This window comes from Chryseolinea soli, assembly GCF_003589925.1.
Taxonomy (GTDB): Bacteria; Bacteroidota; Bacteroidia; order Cytophagales; family Cyclobacteriaceae; genus Chryseolinea; species Chryseolinea soli.
The window spans coordinates 4,845,327-4,865,002 of sequence record NZ_CP032382.1 but is presented as its reverse complement, the minus strand read 5'-3'; the positions used below and the strand labels follow the sequence as shown (position 1 = coordinate 4,865,002).

The 19,676-nt window shown below is 53.5% G+C and carries 12 protein-coding genes; 5 read left to right on the top strand and 7 right to left on the bottom strand.

What is annotated here, in order from left to right; genetic code table 11:
• Positions 1 to 2: 2 nt before the first annotated feature.
• A complete protein-coding gene (gyrB, locus tag D4L85_RS20640) occupies positions 3 to 1,961 on the bottom strand; it encodes a DNA topoisomerase (ATP-hydrolyzing) subunit B (RefSeq protein ID WP_119756086.1) in 1,959 nt (652 codons plus the stop codon).
• A gap of 113 nt (positions 1,962 to 2,074) precedes the next feature.
• Positions 2,075 to 2,953 (bottom strand): polyphosphate kinase 2 family protein, encoded by an 879-nt coding sequence (locus tag D4L85_RS20635; protein ID WP_119756085.1) that lies wholly within the window; start codon positions 2,951 to 2,953, stop codon positions 2,075 to 2,077.
• Positions 2,954 to 3,086: 133 nt separating this feature from the next.
• Here D4L85_RS20635 and D4L85_RS20630 point away from each other — a divergent pair, with 133 nt between their 5' ends.
• The gene (locus tag D4L85_RS20630) at positions 3,087 to 7,178 is read left to right on the top strand and encodes a two-component regulator propeller domain-containing protein (RefSeq protein WP_119756084.1); all 4,092 of its coding nucleotides are present in this window, start codon (positions 3,087 to 3,089) and stop codon (positions 7,176 to 7,178) included.
• A gap of 298 nt (positions 7,179 to 7,476) precedes the next feature.
• Here D4L85_RS20630 and D4L85_RS20625 read toward each other — a convergent pair whose 3' ends face one another.
• The 3 genes from D4L85_RS20625 to D4L85_RS20615 all read right to left on the bottom strand — a co-directional run bounded on the left by D4L85_RS20625 (position 7,477) and on the right by D4L85_RS20615 (position 10,166).
• Positions 7,477 to 7,845, bottom strand: a complete 369-nt coding sequence (locus tag D4L85_RS20625) for a CoA-binding protein (protein ID WP_119756083.1) — start codon at positions 7,843 to 7,845, stop codon at positions 7,477 to 7,479.
• Positions 7,846 to 7,861: 16 nt separating this feature from the next.
• On the bottom strand, positions 7,862 to 9,436 hold the full coding sequence (locus tag D4L85_RS20620) for an NAD(P)/FAD-dependent oxidoreductase (protein WP_119756082.1): 1,575 nt from the start codon (positions 9,434 to 9,436) through the stop codon (positions 7,862 to 7,864).
• Between the two features lie 238 nt (positions 9,437 to 9,674).
• Positions 9,675 to 10,166, bottom strand: coding sequence for an Lrp/AsnC family transcriptional regulator (locus tag D4L85_RS20615; RefSeq protein WP_119756081.1), 492 nt, complete (start codon positions 10,164 to 10,166; stop codon positions 9,675 to 9,677).
• A 126-nt stretch (positions 10,167 to 10,292) separates the two neighbouring features.
• Between D4L85_RS20615 and D4L85_RS20610 the strand changes: the two genes are divergently transcribed.
• From D4L85_RS20610 to D4L85_RS20600, 3 genes are all read left to right on the top strand, one after another.
• Positions 10,293 to 11,660 carry an MFS transporter gene (locus D4L85_RS20610; protein WP_119756080.1) on the top strand — a complete coding sequence of 456 codons (1,368 nt, stop codon included), beginning with the start codon at positions 10,293 to 10,295 and terminating at the stop codon, positions 11,658 to 11,660.
• A 347-nt stretch (positions 11,661 to 12,007) separates the two neighbouring features.
• On the top strand, positions 12,008 to 13,033 hold the full coding sequence (locus D4L85_RS20605; RefSeq protein WP_119756079.1) for a LacI family DNA-binding transcriptional regulator: 1,026 nt from the start codon (positions 12,008 to 12,010) through the stop codon (positions 13,031 to 13,033).
• 61 nt (positions 13,034 to 13,094) lie between these two features.
• Positions 13,095 to 15,236, top strand: a complete 2,142-nt coding sequence (locus tag D4L85_RS20600; protein WP_335621968.1) for an alpha-glucuronidase family glycosyl hydrolase — start codon at positions 13,095 to 13,097, stop codon at positions 15,234 to 15,236.
• A gap of 30 nt (positions 15,237 to 15,266) precedes the next feature.
• Here D4L85_RS20600 and D4L85_RS20595 read toward each other — a convergent pair whose 3' ends face one another.
• On the bottom strand, positions 15,267 to 17,087 hold the full coding sequence (locus D4L85_RS20595) for a toxin-antitoxin system YwqK family antitoxin (protein ID WP_119756077.1): 1,821 nt from the start codon (positions 17,085 to 17,087) through the stop codon (positions 15,267 to 15,269).
• A 14-nt stretch (positions 17,088 to 17,101) separates the two neighbouring features.
• A complete protein-coding gene (locus D4L85_RS20590; protein ID WP_119756076.1) occupies positions 17,102 to 18,070 on the bottom strand; it encodes a tryptophan 2,3-dioxygenase family protein in 969 nt (322 codons plus the stop codon).
• A gap of 366 nt (positions 18,071 to 18,436) precedes the next feature.
• On the opposite strand from D4L85_RS20590, the gene D4L85_RS20585 reads away from it, so the two are divergent.
• Complete coding sequence (locus D4L85_RS20585; protein ID WP_119756075.1) at positions 18,437 to 19,657, top strand: acyl-CoA dehydrogenase family protein; 1,221 nt, start codon at positions 18,437 to 18,439, stop codon at positions 19,655 to 19,657.
• The last annotated feature ends 19 nt before the right edge of the window (positions 19,658 to 19,676 follow it).

Here is a 19,676-nt window from a genome sequence, read left to right as displayed (position 1 = left end):
GCTTAAATATCAACGCGGGCGTACTTCGCATTTTTCTCAATGAATTCTCTGCGCGGTGCCACTTCATCGCCCATGAGCATGGAGAATAAGTGGTCGGCTTCGGCGGCAGATTCAATGCTCACTTGCTTGAGCGACCGCTTGGAAGGGTCCATCGTGGTGCTCCACAACTGTTCGGGGTTCATTTCACCCAAACCTTTGTAGCGTTGCACGCCTACGGAATCTTCTTTGCCGCCGGCGGCCAGCTCTTTCACAATCGCCTCGCGTTCTTCCTCGGTCCAGCAATACCGTTCTTCGCGGCCTTTCTTGACGAGGTACAGGGGGGGTAATGCGATATACACGTAGCCGTTCTCGATCAGGTCCTTCATATACCGGAAAAAGAACGTCAGAATCAGGGTCCGGATGTGGCTGCCATCCACGTCAGCATCGGTCATGATGATGATCTTGTGGTAGCGCAGCTTGTTCATGTTCAGGCCCTTCTCGTCTTCGGGGGTCCCGAAGGTAACGCCGAGGGCGGTGATCATGTTCTTGATTTCCTCATTGTCGTAGATGCGGTGCTCTTGCGCCTTCTCCACGTTCAAGATCTTACCGCGCAGGGGCAGGATGGCCTGATAATTCCGGTTACGGCCTTGCTTAGCCGAGCCGCCGGCGGAATCACCCTCCACGAGGTACAATTCGCAGATGCTGGGGTCTGTGCTGGAACAGTCGGCCAGCTTGCCGGGAAGGCCCGTGCCAGATAACACGTTCTTACGCTGCACCATTTCACGGGCTTTGCGCGCCGCATGACGTGCCTGAGCTGCGAGAATTACTTTGTTGACGATCAGTTTGGCTTCGCGGGGATGTTCTTCCAGATAATACTGGAGCACCTCTCCCACCGCCGCGTCTACCGCGCCCATCACGTCGGAGTTGCCGAGCTTGGTCTTGGTTTGGCCTTCGAATTGAGGTTCAGCCACTTTTACCGAGATAACGGACGTCAGTCCCTCGCGGAAGTCGTCACCGCTGATATCGAGCTTTACTTTTTCCAGCAGACCCGACTTGTCGGCATAGGCCTTCAACGTGCGGGTAAGCGCACGGCGGAAGCCGGCCACGTGGGTACCTCCCTCGTGCGTGTTGATGTTGTTCACATATGACACCAGGTTTTCGGTGTAGCTGGTGTTATAGCTCATAGCCACCTGAATGGGGATCTCGCCCTTATCGCTCTCGATGTAAATGGGCTGGGCAATAAGCTTTTCGCGGGTCGAGTCAATGTATTCCACAAACTCGCGCAGACCACCTTCAGAAAAGAACACATCGTTCTTCGCCACGCCTTGTTCGTCTTTATCACGCAAATCGGTCAGCGTGATACGGATACCCGGGTTGAGGAACGAAAGCTCGCGCAAGCGGGTGGCAATGGTTTCGTAGTTGTATTCCGTGATGGGGAAGATCTGTTTATCGGGCAAGAAACGCACCGTAGTGCCGCGGCGATCCGAATCACTTACTACCCGCACAGGGTATTTGGGGCCGCCTCGCTCGTATTCCTGCTCAAACATCTTGCCGTCGCGATATACCGTCACGTGCAGCATTTCGGACAATGCGTTCACGCAGGAAACACCCACGCCATGCAAACCGCCAGAAACCTTGTACGTATTCTTATCGAATTTACCACCGGCGTGAAGAACCGTCATAACCACTTCCAGGGCCGAACGCTTCTCCTTCTCGTGCATATCGGTGGGAATGCCCCGGCCGTTGTCGTCAACCTGTATGGAATTGTCCTCCAGAACGAACACTTTAATATCGTCGCAATAGCCGCCCAGCGCTTCATCGATCGAGTTGTCTACCACCTCCCAAACCAGGTGATGAAGCCCTTTCACGCCCACATCTCCAATGTACATGGCGGGTCTTTTTCGCACCGCCTCCAAACCTTCTAAAACCTGAATATTATTGGCTGAGTAATCAGCGGGTACTTTGTCTTTTACTTCACTCATGATGTATTATTAGAACCTTCAAAAATAACGTTTTTACCTCAGATAACAATGCATTTTGCCTCCTGCAACCAGAACAAAATCCACTTATATTTTGATCGTTCGGTCACGCCTTTTCAAGCTTCGTTAACCAGTTGGGCACGCGCCTTTTGGAGGTCTGCTTTTTCAGTGTCGGTCAAGGTCGGATAGTGAATGCTGAGGTCTTCGAACTGATCGTGGATGATCGTGGCAATGGCCAGTCGTGTATACCATTTGTCATCGGCCGGAATGATGAACCAGGGTGCATGTTTTTTGGATGTGGCACCGATCGCTTCCTCGTAATAACGCTGATAGTCATCCCAGTACCCGCGTTCGCGGATATCGCCCATTTCAAACTTCCAGTTTTTGGAGGGATCGTCGATGCGTTCGAGGAACCGCTTCCTTTGTTCTTTCTTGGAGAGGTGCAGGAAGAACTTGAGGATCACCGTGCCGTTCTCGGCCAGGCTTTTTTCAAAAGCATTGATCTGTTCCAGGCGGTCTTCCCAAAACGACTTCTTGATTTTGTCCACGCTGTCGATGCCTGGGATATTTTCGTTCAGGATATATTCCGGGTGTACCCGCGTGACCAGCACGTTCTCATAATGTGAGCGGTTGTGAATGGCAATTTCTCCCCGGGGCGGCAAAGCCAGGTTGTGGCGCCACAAATAGTTATGGTCCAGCTCCGTTTTTGTAGGGGTCTTGAAACTGTGCACCTGCACGCCCAACGGATTGAAGCCCGACATGATGTGCTTCACGGCGCTGTCTTTGCCTGCGGCGTCCATGGCCTGCAAAATGATCAGCACGCTGTAGCGATTCTGGGCATATAATTTATCCTGCACTTCCGCCAATTGCTTGCGGCTCTCTTCCAGCAGCACGCCGGCGCGCTCCTTGTTCAATTCCTTGCCATCATAGCCGGTGGGGTAGCTTTTAAGGTTCACTTCGCTACCGGGTTTCACTTTGAATTGTTTGATGTCCATGGTCGTAAGGTAGCGAGTAAAATTCAAAACACCCTCCCGTGTCCTCCCTGAAACCTTCACACACAACGCCTTGCGCATTGGCCAATGTTCATTAACTTACGTGATCTGCCCGCACTAACTTTTTTTGGGAGCCATGATGGATCGGATTGCCAGGTTGATGCTCGTTGCACCGGGACGACGCGTAGGCGTATGGACGCTGATGTTGCTGCTCAGTCTTCCCTTTTCCACGCTTGCCCAAAAGCTGCGCTTCGACAACTATTCCCTTCCCCAGGGACTCTCCCAAAGTACCGTAGTAAGCCTGTTACAGGACCGCCAGGGATTTCTGTGGATCGGCACCGAAGACGGCCTCAACCGATTTGACGGCTACACGTTCAAGATCTTTCGCAAAGATCCCCAAGACACCCTCCATAGCATCGGCGGCAATTTTGTGTGGACCATCGTAGAAGCACCCGACGGACGCTTGTGGATCGGCCATGAAGGCGGTATCTCCTGCTACAACCCCACGCTCGATGCCTTCGAAGCCTACCAGGTCGGCGACGGATCGGCAACGGTGCGCACACTGGTGTTGGCGCCCGATGGCAAAGGGCTTTGGCTCGGGACCTCGGGCCAGGGGATCTTTCACTTCGACATGACCACCCACGTGCTCACCCCCTATATCAACGGCACGAAACAGAACCTTGGTTATAACAATATCCTGCACATTATTCCACACGGCGACGGCCTGCTGGTGGGAACACGCGGCGGCGGGCTGTTTCTCTTTTCCCCGGATAAAAAATTTCGTCGCCCGTCGTTCGCCCAAAACGATTCCACGTTGCTCACGGCAAACGACGTGTGGAGGATTGTGCCTCAGAAAGATCACTATTGGTTGGGGACGCAGAAAGGCCTGGTGGAGCTGGACGCCAACCTAAACCAAGTCCGCCACGTTCCTCTGGCACGCGGCGAACAACCCCTGCAGCGCGTATCGTCGCTGTTGTTTGAGTCGGATGAGTCGGTTTGGGTTGCTTGTTATGGCGCGGGGCTTGTTCATTTCAATCCCCGGACGGGCAGCTATTCATTTTCCAATCACGCCGGGGTCGACGCTTCGTCGCTGGCCAACGACCTGGTCTTCTCACTGTTGTTGGATCGCTCTCAAAATCTCTGGGTGGGCACGTGGGTTGGTGGCATGAGCAAACTGCGCAAAGGCCACGACAACTTTATCAACTATTCCAACGACGACATCGGCACGCCATCCAATTTCATCACCGCCATCACCAGCCTTCCGTGTGGGGAGACCGAAACACTTTTCGTCGGGGCCTATGGCGCGGGCATGCACACTGCCGTCTTGAACGACGCTGGCAACCTGGCGTTCAAAAAGTATGATCCTTTCCCGCCCACATTAAGCAAATCAGTAGACCTCATCAATAGTTTCTACCCGGGCGCCACACGACTGTGGATCGGCACCGACCACGACGGCCTCGTAGGCATTCCTCTCCAGGCCGCCGGGTGTCTGCAAAAAACAAACGACATTGTGCACTATGACTCCCGGGGCGATGCCAATACCTTATCGAATGGGACCGTAAAAGCCGCCGTGGAGGAAAAGAACGGCGACCTCTGGGTGGTCACGGTCGGCGGCGGTGCGAACAAGATCATCACCCGCGAAAAATTTGGTCAGCCTGGGTCGGTCATTCATTATCTGAACGATGAAAAGGACCCGACATCGCTCAGCCACAACCGCGTCAACACCATTTTCAAAGACCGCGGACAAAACCTGTGGCTGGCCACGGCCAACGGCCTCAACCTCGTGGAGGGCAAAGGCTTCAAAAGATTTCTGCAAGGTAAGGTCATCACGCTTTTTCAAAGCCGCAACGGTAAGCTGTACGTCGGCACGGAGCATGGCCTCTACGTGAACGAGGCTACGGACGGATCTTTTGTGTTCCGGGAAGAGAAACTCCTGGCGGCGCAACTGATCAATGCCATTGGCGAGGATACACAGGGACGTTTGTGGATCACGACCAACCAAGGCCTTTTCCGTTTTGACCCTGGCGCCCAGGCCATCATTCAATTTCGCTCGAGCGACGGCCTGCAGAGCGACGAATACAACTTCAACGCCTCCACCCAAACCCGCACCGGACACCTGGCCTTTGGTGGCGTGAACGGACTCACCTTGCTCGACCCCCAACGGATCACCCTGAACCCGGCCAAGCCACCGGTCGTGATCACCTCTCTAAAACTCGACAACAAAGAGGTGCACGTCGGCGCTGTGAGAAAAGACACGCTCACTCTGGCGAAAAGTCTGACGGAAACCACGGTGCTGTCCTTTCAGCACGACCAAAACTATCTCACGTTCGAATTTGCTGCGCTCGACTTCACCAATCCTTCCAAAAATGTCTATGCCTATATGCTGGAGGGCCTCGACAACCAATGGATCACGACGGGGGCCACCAACCGTTCGGCCACCTACACCAACCTGGATCCCGGCACCTACACACTGCGTGTAAAAGCCGCCAACAATGATGGCCTGTGGGACGAGACCGGCAGAGCGCTCACCCTCATCATTCATCCACCGTGGTGGAAAACGTGGTATGCCTACACGTTCTATGTGCTGGTAGCCGCCTTCCTGTTGTGGCTCGCCCGCAAATTTGTTATCCAGCGCGAACGTTGGAAGACCGAACTGCAGCTGGGTCATATCGAGGTTCAGAAGTTAAAAGAGCTGGACGACTTCAAGTCGAAATTCTTCGCCAACATCTCCCACGAATTTCGCACGCCCCTCTCCCTTATCCTCGGTCCTACGGAAAGACTGCTCGCCGAATCCAACGGTACGCCCACGCAAGACCTGGTCACGATCCGCAACAACGGAAAGTCGCTGCTCAACCTCGTAAACCAGATGCTGGACTTGTCGCGCATCGAAGCCGGCAACCTGCCTTTGCAGGTGAGCGAAGTGGACATCGCCTATTACTTGAAAATATTTGCGGAAGCTTTTCACTCCATGGCGCAGCAACAGCACTTGGACCTGACCGTTGACATTCCCCCCGAACCCCTCCACGGTTATGCCGATGTCTCGTTCCTGGAAAAGATGGTGAACAACCTGCTCTCCAATGCGATCAAGTACACGGCACAGGGCGGAAAAATTGTGGTGACGGTCACTTCAAAAGGAGGGTATATCGCGTTGTCGGTGACCGACACGGGCAAGGGCATTGCACCGGACCAACTCACCCGGATCTTCGAGCGCTTTTACCGCGTGCACGAAACGTCGTCGGTAGAGGGCACCGGCCTGGGCCTGGCGTTGACGCGCGAGCTGGTGAAAACACACAAAGGCGAGATCAGGGTGGAAAGCACCCCCGGCAAAGGCTCGACATTTACCATCCTGTTGCCCGTGACCAAGTCGTTCTATTCCCCGGCGGAGATCACGGCTGCGCCGGGCGAGGCGGAGCCCGTGCAAAGAGAACATCACGAAGTTCCGTCCGCTTCCGGCAATGGCTCCGACCCAAACCAACTCCACCCGCTGTTGCTCATCATCGAAGACAACCTGGAATTGCGCGCCTTTATCCGCTCCGCTTTCACAGACCGCTTTCGCATCCTGGATGCTGCCGATGGCGAAACCGGAGTAAAAACAGCAATGAGCGAAATTCCAGACCTCATCATCAGCGACTGGATGATGCCCGGCATGGACGGTCTTGAAGTGTGCCGGCGCCTGAAAACTTCGGAACTGACCAATCACATTCCCATCATCCTATTGACCGCCAAAGCCGGCAGCGACTCCCGCCTTCAAGGCCTGGAGACGGGCGCCGACGAATACCTCACCAAACCCTTCGATCTCAAAGAGCTGACGATCCGCGCCAACAACCTCATCGAGCAACGCCGTGTGCTCCGTCAAAAATATACCCAGAATGGACGGTCGCTCTACAAGACGGTGAAGGCCACGTCGGCCGATGAAAAATTTCTCGAACGTTTGCGGGCCACCGTGGAGCAACATTTACCAAACTCCAGGTTTGGGGTGGAGGACTTGTCGCGCGAGATGGGCTTGAGTCGTGTGCAACTCTATCGCAAGATCACCGCCCTTACGAATCAGTCTGCCAACGAATTCCTGCGCACCTATCGCCTCGAGCGCGCGGCCGATTTGCTGCGGCAAGGCGTGGGAAATGTTTCGGAGGTCGCCTTCCAGGTGGGCTTTGAGAATCCATCCTATTTCACCAAAACTTTCCGTGAACATTTTGGAAAACTACCGTCCGAGATCACAAAAGGATAGTTTTTATCCCTGATTCCCGTAGGTGTGAAACATTCCTGTCATTCATTGAAACATCCTTTATACCCCATCGGGTGTGAATCATGCGATCTTAGCAAGGTAAATGAGCGGCTTAATCTTGTCTATTGTTTGTCTATCTCATTTTCATAGTTGGCTGAATAAGGCCCCCTCTATCCCTTCTGCCCACCTGAGCATGGGCGGAAGGGTATTTTTGCGGGGCCTTTAAAAAATTGAGTTATTCTTGTTTTAGGTTAGAAAGAACCCCGGAAGTTTGGGCCCGGGGTTTCTTTTTTTTGTCTTATCAGAATTGATGCGACCGGAGCAATACCAGCGTGCAGGCCTGCAGGGCTTCCACACCCTCCGCCTCGGCGCGTTGCTCGAATTCTTCGTTCTCCGTGCCGGGATTGAAAATGATGCGCTTGGGTTTCAGGCTCAGGATGTAGTCGTACCACTCCGGCTGGTGACGGGGGCCAATGTAAAGTGTCACCGTATCCACGCCTTCCACATTTGGTTTCGCCCGGAGATCGAGGATCGGTTTGTTGAACACCTCTCCCGTTTTTATGCCCATCGGCACGATCTCGTGGTCATATTCGGTTAGCATGCCCGCGGCGAGGTAGGCATATCGTCCTTGGTTTGGGGTGGCGCCGATGATCACAGTTTTCTTGCTCATGACTTTCTGGAAGATTTTACGTTCGCTTCACTTTTCTAACAACGGCCTCGGCACATCGTTCGCCATCCATGGCAGCCGACACAATGCCGCCGGCATAGCCTGCTCCTTCGCCGCAGGGAAAAAGTCCCTGCACCTGCGGATGTTCCAACGTTTCTTTGTCGCGGGGAATCTTCACCGGCGACGAGGTCCGGCTCTCCACTCCCACCACCTGGGCGTCGTTAGTGAGATAACCCTTCATTTTACCGCCAAAGTTCCGGAACCCATCCTGAAGCGCTTTAAAAATAAAAGAGGGCAAGACTTCGCTCATGTCGGCCGCGGTCAGACCCGGTTGATACGACGTTTCCAGTAACGATGCCGACACTTTCCCCTCCACAAAGTCCACGAGCCGTTGGGCCGGGGCTTGCTGTGTGTTTCCTCCTGCAATGCACGCCTGCCGTTCCACCGAAGCTTGAAAATACAACCCGGCCAACGGCCCATGTTGTTGGAATTCACGAAAGTCACCTTCCTCCACGGCCACCACAATGCCCGAGTTTGCAAATTTCGAGTCGCGTCGCGAGGGACTCATGCCATTCACCACCACCTCTCCAGGCGCCGTCGCCGCCGGAACGATGAAGCCCCCGGGGCACATGCAGAAGGAGAACACACCGCGTTCGCGACCACCCACGTTAGCCTGGTGCACCAAGGCATAGGACGACGCCGGCAGATAGGGTCCGCGATCATCCACACAATGGTACTGAACGCGATCGATCAGATCCTGCTGATGCTCCACCCGCACGCCTAAGGCAAAAGGCTTTGCTTCGATGAGAATATTCTTGCGATGAAGCAATTCAAAGATGTCGCGTGCGGAGTGACCCGTCGCGAGAATGACCGCAGCGCCCTTTATAGCCTCGCCGGTTTGTGTGATCACGCCGCGAATTGTGTCGCCCTCCAGGATCAGGTCGGTCATTCGCGTGTTGAACAACACTTCACCACCCGCCTCGCGAATGCTGTCGCGCAAAGCGGCCACCAACACCGGCAATTTGTTGGTGCCGATGTGGGGATGGGCATCGTATAAAATCTCTTCCTTTGCACCGTGTGCGACCAAGATCTCCAGTATCCTTCGAACATCTCCCCGCTTCTTTGAACGCGTGTACAACTTGCCATCCGAGTATGTCCCCGCACCTCCTTCGCCAAAACAATAGTTGGATTCCGGATTGACCGTTTGTTCTTTGTTGATCGCCGCCAGATCCCGACGCCGGGCCTGCACATCTTTTCCACGCTCCAACACCACGGGTCGCATACCCAACTCCACGAGCCGCAAAGCAGCAAACAATCCCGCCGGGCCACTCCCGACGACGACAACGGTGTCTTTCCCGCGCACGTCGGGCAAATCTTTCACGTAGGAGACCGGGGGCTTAAACTCCGCAGGGGAAACAATATCGCACTGAAACCGGACGACGACCTGTCGTGACCGGGCGTCGATAGAGCGCTTTGTTGGAATTACGAATACGCTGCCGTCATTTTTTAAGCCCAGCTTCTGGTACAGGATGCCGGGGAAAGTATTTTCGTCAAAGGCCTCTTCGGGGCGAAGGGAGAGTTCTACTGTTTTCATAGGGAAGGTATTTATCCTTCATTGATTTGGTGACAAAGATAAGTAGAGGAAATTTAAAATGCTTCGGCGGGCAGGCAAGCAAAGTCAACGCAAAGAAATCCGTCGCCTTTGTTAGTGTTCCTCACCAACACGCATCAAACTTGCATGGGCGAAATTCAAATTCAAAGAACTCATCGCCTTTGTTGGTGTTCTTCACCAACAATTCAGCTATGTCAAGCTTCGCGTGGACGAAATCAATTCAAAGGATCTGGTGCGTCTCCTTGATAGTGTCCATGACGAACACACTTTTCGTTTGACCTATTCCTTTGATTTCGCTAAGGGAGTTTACATAGAAAGTATGATAGCTGGCCATGCTTTCGGCTACGATCTTGAGCTGAAAATCAAACTCGCCCGAGACGTTGTAACACTCGATCACTTCCTTGAATTTCAAAATAGAGTCGATAAAGATCTTTCCCGCCCTACGCGTGTGTTCCCGGAGAGACACATAACAAATGACCTTGATACCCTTGTTCACCAGATGACTGTCCAGCAACGTAACATACTGGCGGATCACGCCCTGGTTCTCCATGCGCTTGATCCGTTCGTGCACGGGCGTGGGACTTAAATGCACACGCGTGGCGATCTCGCGTACGGTGAGCTTGGCGTCGGCCTGGAGAAGGCGCAGGATCTCGTAATCTTTTTTATCCAGACGCACGGTTTCTGTTTGTTCTTTGGAGAGGTCTGTTGGCATATTTAAAAAGTGCATTTGTTCTATAAAATAACAAATATTAAGTCACTTGTTCCAATTTTTCACGTTTACTATTATTTCATTTTAAAGCCCATTAATCTTGTTGGAACAAAATCACACAAAATTACCATGTTCCTGCGTAAAACTCTCATCCTTACCCTGGCTTCTACGGCTGTTTTTTTCGAGGCCTTGGATATTGCTATCGTCAACCTGGCAGCGCCCATCATCCAGCAAGCACTCGGGCTTTCGGTGCAAAACGCGCAATGGCTACAAACCCTTTATCTTATTCCGTATGGAGGATTTCTGATCTTGGGTGGAAAATTGGCGGATAGCTATGGACGGAAACGCATGTTTCTCTTGGGCGCCGCGATTTTCCTGCTCACTTCACTGGGCGCCGGATGTGCGACGACTTTTACAGCGCTCATCACGTGCCGGATGATCCAAGGCATCGGTGCGGCGTTCATTATGCCCTCGGCGTTGTCGATCATTTCGTTCACGTTCCGGGAGCCCTCGGAACGTGGCCGGGCCATGGGCATCTTCAGTGCGTTTGCCGCGATTGGCTCCGGCTTTGGAATGTCCGTCGGGGGTATGGTCGCCACGTGGGCGGGCTGGCAGTGGGTGTTCTTCATTAATGTGCCCGTGATCGCGTCCACGCTGTGGCTGGGCTATCGCTTCATCGAGCCCGACTCAAAACACGAAACACAACGCACGCCCGACATTCTCTCGGCGTCGTTACTGACCGGGGCGATCCTGTTGCTCTCGTACCTGATCCATACCTTACCCTCATTCATTGCCCATCCCATTTGGTCGGCTGGGTTGGTGGTGCTGCTGGCGGCCACTGCGTATGGATTTATGCGGCGTTCTCTCACTTCTCAAAATCCCCTGCTTCCATTCGATATCTTATTGAATCGCAGCACCGCGCTGGCAGTGGGTGTGTTTGCCCTGTTGGGTGCGTTCTTTAACAGTTATCTTTTTATCATTTCATTGGTATTGCAAGACACGCTGCATTACAATGCTGCGCACGCGGGCATGTTGCTTTTCCCGTTTACCATCTTGTCGATGATAGTGTCGAAATATGTACTGGGATTGTTGTTAAACAAACTAAGCCTCCACCACATCGGCATCCTGGGTATGATGAGCATGGTGATGGGCGCAGTGGCGTTGTTTATCTTTTTCCGGTGGAACGGTGCGTTTCCCTTCCTGTTGCTTTCCATGCTTTGCATCTCGGGCATTGGCATGGCCATCTGCATCCCCAGCCTGATGGTGATGACCGTGCAACAGGTGGCAGAAGAAAATCACGGCGTGGCTTCCAGTCTTAGCACTACGGCTTACTTTCTGGGCGGCGGCATAGGATTGTCGTTACTGGGATTGGTCGGGCCATCAGAGACCAGCACTATGCCGGTGAATTTTATACTAATCATCGTGTGGGGAGCGTATGCGCTCGTGGGGTTGATATGGATGCTCGCCCGGCTTAGGGCGCGGGCTGTAGCATTGTAAAATACATTTAACCGCCCCGCTTTCTCACGATGGTGGTATCAACTAATTCGGCAGCGAAAAGGACAATGAGATGACTAAGGTCAGCGAAAGCTTCAAAATTACGCAACCGATTGCAAATTCATTATGCATATGGCTGTAATTATCCGTAAATTGCTCATTATTGTAATGCAACCGATTATATATTTATGACTCTTTTTCGCACCGTTGGGAGACTTCATGCTGGGTATGGTGGGAGAAATTTGTCCTGGCGTATTGCGACACGATAGCCGGTAAATCAGGCGTCATATAAAAGGCGGTTGCATTGTATTTTGCATTCCATAACTTTCTTTGAGAAAGAAGACCCCCCTATGAGCCAAAAGGAGATCACGATATATGACATTGCAGAGGCCTTGAACCTGTCGCCGGCCACGGTGAGCCGCGGGCTGAAAGATCATCCCGCCATCCGCAAAGACACCCGCAAGCGCATCTTCGACAAGGCCAAGGAAATGGGGTATCAGCAAAACCATTTCGCCAGCAACTTGCGTCGCAGCCGCAGCAATACCATTGGTGTGATCGTGCCCCGGCTCAACAGCTACTTCATGGCGTCGGTGATCTCGGGTATGGAAAAAGTGGCTAACGCTGCCGGCTACAACCTCATCATCAGCCAGTCCATCGAATCCAAGGACAAAGAGATGACCAACGTGAAGACCCTCTACAACAGCCGCGTGGACGGCTTGTTGGTGTCGCTGGCCTACGACACGGAAACCATTTCACACTTCGATCTTTTTCTCAACAAAGGCATACCGCTCATTTTCTTCGACCGCGTGTTCGAACATCCGCAGTGCACCAGCATCATCATCGACAACTACAAGGCGGCCTATGAAGTGACGCAACACATGATCCAGCAAGGATGCCGCCGCATGGCCCACATCACGGCCGACATCAAGCGCAACGTGTATAGCGAGCGCCTCCGTGGTTTCAAACACGCGCTCATGGACGCCGTGCTGCCCTACGACGAGCAACTGGTTTTCTTTTCTAGCCTAACCGAGCAAGCCGGTGTAGAGATCACGCAACGCATACTCGCACTCCCCCAACTGCCCGACGGCATTTTCTGCGCCAACGACACCACGGCGGTGAGTTGCATCGCCACGTTGAAGCAAGCCGGCATAAAGATCCCGGAACAGATCGCCGTGACGGGTTTTAACAACGACCCGCTCTCGAAAGTGATCGAGCCGAACCTTACCACGCTGAATTATCCCGGCCAGGAAATGGGCGAGCTGGCTGCCGCTACGTTGATCCGGAAACTCGATAATAAAGAAGGCGGCAGCCTCAACACCATCGTGCTGCGCCACGACCTGATCGTGCGCGAGTCGTCGCTTCGAAAAAAAGTCTAACCCGTCCCCAGCCTGCATTATGACACGTTCCTGGTCTGCTTTCTTACGCCTTTGTTTTTTGGTGATCGTATTCGCCGGCCCGGCCGCTCCCGTGGTGGCCGATGATGGCTATCGGTTGTGGTTATCCTATCGATTGATCGAAGATGCTTCCGTAGCAAAAAAATACAAAGCCACGTTGCAGACCTTGGTGATTGAAAAAGATTCCCCCACGCTGACCTTAGCGCAAAAAGAACTGGAACAAGCCGTGGCCGGATTGTTGGGAACAAAATTGATCGCCGGGAAAACTCCAGGCCCAGGGACCCTTCTTCTGGGAACGCCAAAGCATTCACCACTCATTGCCGCTTTACATCTGGAGACAACGCTGGAGACACTGGGCGACGAAGGGTTCCTGATCACGAACACATCGGTGAAAGGAAAGCCGGGTATCGTGATCGCGGCCAATACGGATGTAGGTGTTCTTTATGGCACATTCCACTTTATACGCCTGTTGCAGACACAACAAAGTCTTCAATCCCTTTCCGTGGTCAGTGCACCAAAGATCAAACGGCGTATTTTAAATCATTGGGATAATCTCGATCGCACGGTCGAACGCGGCTACGCGGGTTTTTCGCTCTGGGATTGGCACAAGCTTCCGGATTATATCGATCCGCGCTACAGCGATTATGCCCGCGCCAATGCCTCTGTCGGCATCAATGGAACGGTGCTCACCAACGTCAATGCCAATGCTCAAATATTGACGGAACCCTATTTAAAGAAAGTGGCTGTGTTGGCCAATTTGTTCCGCCCCTATGGCATCAAGGTCTATCTCACCGCCCGTTTCAGCGCCCCGGTGGAGATCGGCGGATTGCGCACAGCCGACCCGTTAGACCCTGATGTTAAAAACTGGTGGAAGAAAAAGATCGACGAGATCTACACTTACATCCCCGACTTTGGCGGCTTCTGTATCAAAGCGAACTCGGAAGGCCAACCCGGTCCCCAGAACTACAACCGCACCCACGCCGACGGTGCCAATCTCTTTGCCGACATCCTCGCGCCACACGAGGGCATTGTGATGTGGCGCGCCTTTGTCTACAGCAATGAAGTGGCTGAAGATCGCGCAAAGCAAGCCTACACGGAATTCAAACCACTCGATGGAAAATTCAAAAGCAATGCTCTGGTCCAGGTGAAGAATGGTCCCATCGACTTCCAACCGCGCGAACCTTTTCATCCGCTCTTTGGCGCCATGCCCAACACGCCGCTGATGGTGGAGTTTCAATTAACACAAGAATACCTCGGCTTCGCCACGCACCTGGTGTACATGGCACCACTGTTCAAAGAATGCCTCGATGCCGACACCTATGCCAAAGGAAAGGGCTCGCTGGTTTCAAAAGTGGTGGATGGTTCTCTGGATCATCACAACCTCACCGCTATTGCAGGCGTGGCCAACATCGGCAATGATCGCAACTGGTGTGGCCATCCGTTTGCACAGGCCAATTGGTACGTCTATGGACGCCTGGCCTGGGATCATGAATTGTCGTCGGAAGCCCTGGCGGACGAATGGATCCGGATGACGTTTTCAAATCAACCGGCTGTGATCGCGCCCATAAAAACGATGATGCTGGCCTCGCGTGAGATCGTCGTGCAGTATATGACGCCGCTGGGGCTGCATCACATCATGGGCTATAGCCATCACTATGGCCCGGGCCCCTGGATCAAAGACAAACCCCGTGCCGACTGGACTTCCGTTTACTACCACCAGGCCGATAGCCTTGGCGTTGGATTTGACCGAACCGCGTCGGGCAGCGATGCGCTTTCACAATACGCAAAAGAGGTACAGGATCTGTACAGCCCGCTGGCCCATTGCCCGGACAAATACCTTTTGTGGTTTCATCATTTGCCCTGGAGTTATAAAATGCGATCGGGTGAGTCATTGTGGGATGCGTTATGTCACGCCTATTATAACGGCGCGGATTCTGCTGCGTGGATGCAACGGCAGTGGAATGCCGTGGAGCATCAGGTTGATGAGGAGCAATTTCAGCATGTAAAAAACTTGCTGGCCATTCAGCACCAGGAGGCCGTGTGGTGGCGCAATGCTTGCGTGTTGTATTTTCAAAGTTTTTCGAAGATGCCGTTGCCTGTGGGACTGGAGAAGCCGGAGGGTACTTTGAAATATTATGAGAGTTTAGAGTTTCCATTTGCTCCGGGGATACGGCCGAAGTGGTGAGGTTCCTCTGCGGTTCAAATGATTTCCTCCTCAACGAAACGAAAACACATTCCCCAAATTCAACCCCACATGCACCGTACGTGAAAATTTCGATTGCTTCAGGTCCTCGAAATAGGACGCAAAATTAGGATCGACATCAAAGCTCCGGTAGCCGATGTCGCCGGAGATGAAGGCATCGATGGTAAATCCCTTGGCGTTGTTCCGCTTCATGAGCCGGTAGCCCAGCAGTGCCCCCCACTCGATCCGTTGCTCCACGGCGTTGAAGGTGAAGATGTCGTCGGGGTTTTGACTGTTCACTTGTTTTTGGTTTACAAAGTGGCCCAGGTTGGTGAACCGGATCTCCTGCCCGAAGTACCACATGCCCGCCTTTAGCGCGTTATAAAATTTCTGTTTGATGGCAATGCTATACCCCCGCTCGAACCGCTTGCCCGGGGTGATGTTCTGGTCCATCACAAAGAACGGACTGCGAATGCCGATGAACTCGAACTCGTGGCCGATGCGTTCCTGGATATAAAATTCGATGCCGAGCGGTAGCCGTCCCGTGGCCAACCACACGGGGTTGGTGCCGAAGATGACGCCTTGGAACTCGTTGAAACGTGAATCGAAATAGGTGAACCGACGGGGCGCATAGGCTTCCCGCTTGGTGTGGGTGCCCTTATTCGCCAGGGTGGTGATCTCTTTGCTGAGGTTGCGGTCGTCGTAGAACGGGCGGTAGTAGCCCGAGAGTTTGCCGTCGTTCTCGTAGATCTCCCAGGTTCCGGTTTTCAGGTCTTCTTCCAGGGTGCCTTTGGTTTGGAGGTTGCCGTTGGCGTAATAGCCGTAGTAGGTGCCTTTGCCTTTGTCGTATTCGCAGAGGCCCTCCTTCTTGCCGTCTTCGTAGAAGAACTCCCATTTGCCCTGGCGTTTTTCTTCGACGATGTTGCCCTTCACTTTCAATTTGCCGCTGGGGTAATATTCCCGGTATTCGCCGGTGCCGGCGTTGTAGGTGACTTCACTTTTGAGTTTGCCCGTGGAGTTGAGCGATTTCCAATAGCCTTCTTTTTTCCCGTTCTCGAATTCACCCTGCGAGCGCACCGCGCCGTCTTCATACAGGTATTCCCAGGCACCGTCGGGTTCGTCGGCGCGGAAGGCGCCACGCGACATTATTTTTCCGGAGGGATAATAACTGGTCCAGGTTCCGCTTTTTTTGCCGTTTTCGAATTCGCCCTCGTTTTGCAAGGTGCCGTCTTCGGCGTAGTAGCGCCAGAGTCCTACGTTTTTCGTGCCCGTGCGCGGGCCTTCGCCATAGATCTTGCCGGAGTGGTAGTATTCGGTGTAGCGGCCAAAATCTTCGGTGTAGTCGATCTCGCCTTTGAGGGAGCCGTCTTCAAAAAAAGTTTTCCAGTGGCCCGTGTGTTTGCCGTCCTTGTATTCGCCCACGTCTTTCGCCTGGCCGGTCTCGTAATAGGTGCGCCATTCGCCTTCGCGGTTTTTGCCATAGATGATGCCTTCCATGCTTTTGTGGCCGCTTTCGAAGAAGTATTCCCACAAGCCGTAGTTGGCGCCTTTGAAGAGGATGCCGCGCATGCGCAGGTTGCCGGTCTCATAATAGAACTCCCAGACACCAGACGTTTCGTTGTTAGCGAACTGTCCCTTAGACTCGATCTTGCCGTTGAGGTAATAGGAAATGTACAGGCCGTGGAGGACGTTGCGGACGGTATCTTTTACCTGGTAGACTTCCTTGAGATGGTGGCGCTCCTTGTCGTGATAGGTCTGACGCGTGACACCTTGGGCGCAAAGGCAGCTCGCGCTCGCAAAGAGGAGGATTATGGAGGTAAAAATTCTCAATGCCAGCACGTTAGTCCCTGACAAAGGTAGTAATAATTTCAGTGTTTATGGATGAGCTCCATGGGGTTGGCCATGAAAGCGGCTTTTCCCCATTCTTCTTTTTCGGTGGGCGACCATAATTCGGGGAAAAACATGATTTTTTGGAAACGCGGGGGGAGGAATTTCTGCCAATTGGTGCCCCCGGTGGCCTTGATGTCTTCGGCGTTTTTGTTGAGATAGTGGCCGGCAGCCTTGAGGTGGGCCAGGGGCCAGAGCACATTGGCCAGCATGTCGAACTCGCGCAGGGCGGCGATGACGGGCGCGCTTTGGGGGAAGTATTTGAGGTAGCGTTTGCGGATGTTCTTGTCGCGGTAGCGCATGCCGGTGGCCTTGAACCAGGCCATGTATTTTTCTTCGAACTGCTGGAGGGTGAGCGTTTTTTTGCCCGTGGCCAGCTCCGTGGCTCCGCTGCGCCAATAGAGTTTTTCCAACTGCACGTCGATGTCGCTGTATTCGTTCACGGCCTCGCGCTCGGCGATGTTGACGAGGTTGATCATGTCGGTGCTGCAAATTTCGATGAGCCGGTATTGGGCCGATTGAAACCCGCTGGCGGGCAGCAACGACATGCGGAATTTCAGGAATTGGTCTTTTTCCATGCCCTCCACCATGATGGAAAACGAATCTTTGAGCTGGTGGAAATAGCGGTTGACGCGCCCGAGGCGGGCCACAAAAAAGGCTTCGTCGGGGTGCTCATGATTGGCCATCTGTTCCAGTTCCCACAGCACCAGGTTGAAATAGAGTTCGGTGATCTGGTGGTAGACGATGAATACTTTTTCGTCGGGGAAGTGGGTTTTGGGGGATTGCAGGCTTAGGAGGGTGTCGAGGTGAATATAGTCCCAATACGTGAGGTAGTCGGAATAGAGGAGGCCGTCGAGGTAGGACGAAAGGTCCTGGCCCATGACGTTGTATTTGGCCTGTAGTTTCTTCAATTGTTCCAGGAGCGTAGGGTCCACCGCGTTATCGGCCATTGGTCAAGAGGATAAGAATGTAAATTACTTGTGTAAATTTGTCCGAAAGTTAAAACACAAAGTAATACGGAGCGAACCCCTTCGCGGCTTTAAACCATTTTGTGGGATAACGATCTCACCCTAAGGCGTCCCGGCCAGGGATAGTAGTGGAAAGCCCGAAGTGCGTTGGCCTAGGCGCCGGACGGACTTGGAACGGATAGCCCGACCCGAACGTACTCCTTGGGTACGCTCAACAAAGGGCTGGTCACCGCTTCGGTACCGGCAGGCCCGACCGAAGCGACGAGGGGGCCGCCAAACATCGCGATCGTTTATGCCGTATCAACGTTTGTGTCCGCGCACTCATTCTTTCACTAAACGCCACTGTATATGTCCATTAGCGCCCTTGAAGCATCCCAAACCAAGAAGTCGTTGAAGCAGGATCTGTATGAACACCCTGATTTTTACGCGGTTGACGATCTATTGACTGAAGAGCACAAACTGATCCGCAGTTCCATCCGCGATTTTGTGAAGCGGGAGATCTCCCCCTACATCGAGGATTGGGCGCAGCGTGCCCATTTTCCTTACGAGATCGTCCGCAAATTTGGTGAGATCGGCGCCTTTGGCCCAACCATACCCCACGAATATGGCGGAGGTGGTCTTGACTATATTTCGTATGGCATCATTATGCAGGAGATTGAGCGCGGCGATTCGGGCATGCGGTCGACCGCTTCTGTTCAGGGGTCGCTGGTGATGTATCCCATTTACAAATTCGGATCGGAAGCGCAACGCAAAAAATATCTGCCGAAGCTGGCTTCGGGTGAGTGGCTGGGCTGCTTTGGGTTGACCGAGCCCGATCACGGCTCGAACCCGTCGGGCATGGTGACCAATTTTAAAGACATGGGTGACCATTACCTGCTGAACGGCGCCAAGATGTGGATCTCCAACTCACCGCGCGCCGACGTGGCCGTGGTGTGGGCAAAGAATGAAGAAGGAAGAATACACGGTCTTGTTGTGGAGCGTGGCATGCCGGGCTTTACAACCCCCGAAACCCACGGCAAATGGTCGCTGCGGGCCAGCACAACGGGTGAGCTGGTGTTCGACAACGTGAAGGTGCCCAAAGAAAACTTATTGCCCGGCAAGAATGGGTTGGGCGCCCCGATGATGTGCCTCGACTCTGCGCGCTTTGGCATTGCGTGGGGCGCGATTGGCGCAGCCATGGATTGTTATGAATCGGCGCGGCGCTATGCCGCCGAACGGATACAGTTTGGCAAGCCCATCGCTTCCTTCCAGTTGGTACAGAAAAAGTTAGCGGAGATGTTGACCGAGATCACCAAGGCCCAGTTGCTGAACTGGCGGTTGGGTGTGCTCATGAACGAAGGCAAAGCTACGACACCACAGATCTCGATGGCCAAACGCAACAGCGTGCACACCGCGTTGGAAATCGCCCGCGAAGCGCGTCAGATACACGGTGGTATGGGCATTACGGGCGAGTACCCGATGATGCGCCACATGATGAACCTGGAATCGGTGGTGACCTATGAAGGCACGCATGATATTCACCTGCTCATTTTGGGCAATCAGATCACGGGCATTCCTGCTTTTTATTAGTAGTCAGTATTGACTACTG

Bases quoted from the DNA above. Each gene is read 5' to 3' on its own strand.
- D4L85_RS20635 (WP_119756085.1), bottom strand. From the start codon at position 2,953: ATGGACATCAAACAATTCAAAGTGAAACCCGGTAGCGAAGTGAACCTT.
- D4L85_RS20615 (WP_119756081.1), bottom strand. From the start codon at position 10,166: ATGCCAACAGACCTCTCCAAAGAACAAACAGAAACCGTGCGTCTGGAT.
- D4L85_RS20610 (WP_119756080.1), top strand. From the start codon at position 10,293: ATGTTCCTGCGTAAAACTCTCATCCTTACCCTGGCTTCTACGGCTGTT.
- D4L85_RS20585 (WP_119756075.1), top strand. From the start codon at position 18,437: ATGTCCATTAGCGCCCTTGAAGCATCCCAAACCAAGAAGTCGTTGAAG.
- D4L85_RS20605 (WP_119756079.1), top strand. From the start codon at position 12,008: ATGAGCCAAAAGGAGATCACGATATATGACATTGCAGAGGCCTTGAAC.
- D4L85_RS20620 (WP_119756082.1), bottom strand. From the start codon at position 9,436: ATGAAAACAGTAGAACTCTCCCTTCGCCCCGAAGAGGCCTTTGACGAA.
- gyrB (WP_119756086.1), bottom strand. From the start codon at position 1,961: ATGAGTGAAGTAAAAGACAAAGTACCCGCTGATTACTCAGCCAATAAT.
- D4L85_RS20630 (WP_119756084.1), top strand. From the start codon at position 3,087: ATGATGGATCGGATTGCCAGGTTGATGCTCGTTGCACCGGGACGACGC.
- D4L85_RS20625 (WP_119756083.1), bottom strand. From the start codon at position 7,845: ATGAGCAAGAAAACTGTGATCATCGGCGCCACCCCAAACCAAGGACGA.
- D4L85_RS20590 (WP_119756076.1), bottom strand. From the start codon at position 18,070: ATGGCCGATAACGCGGTGGACCCTACGCTCCTGGAACAATTGAAGAAA.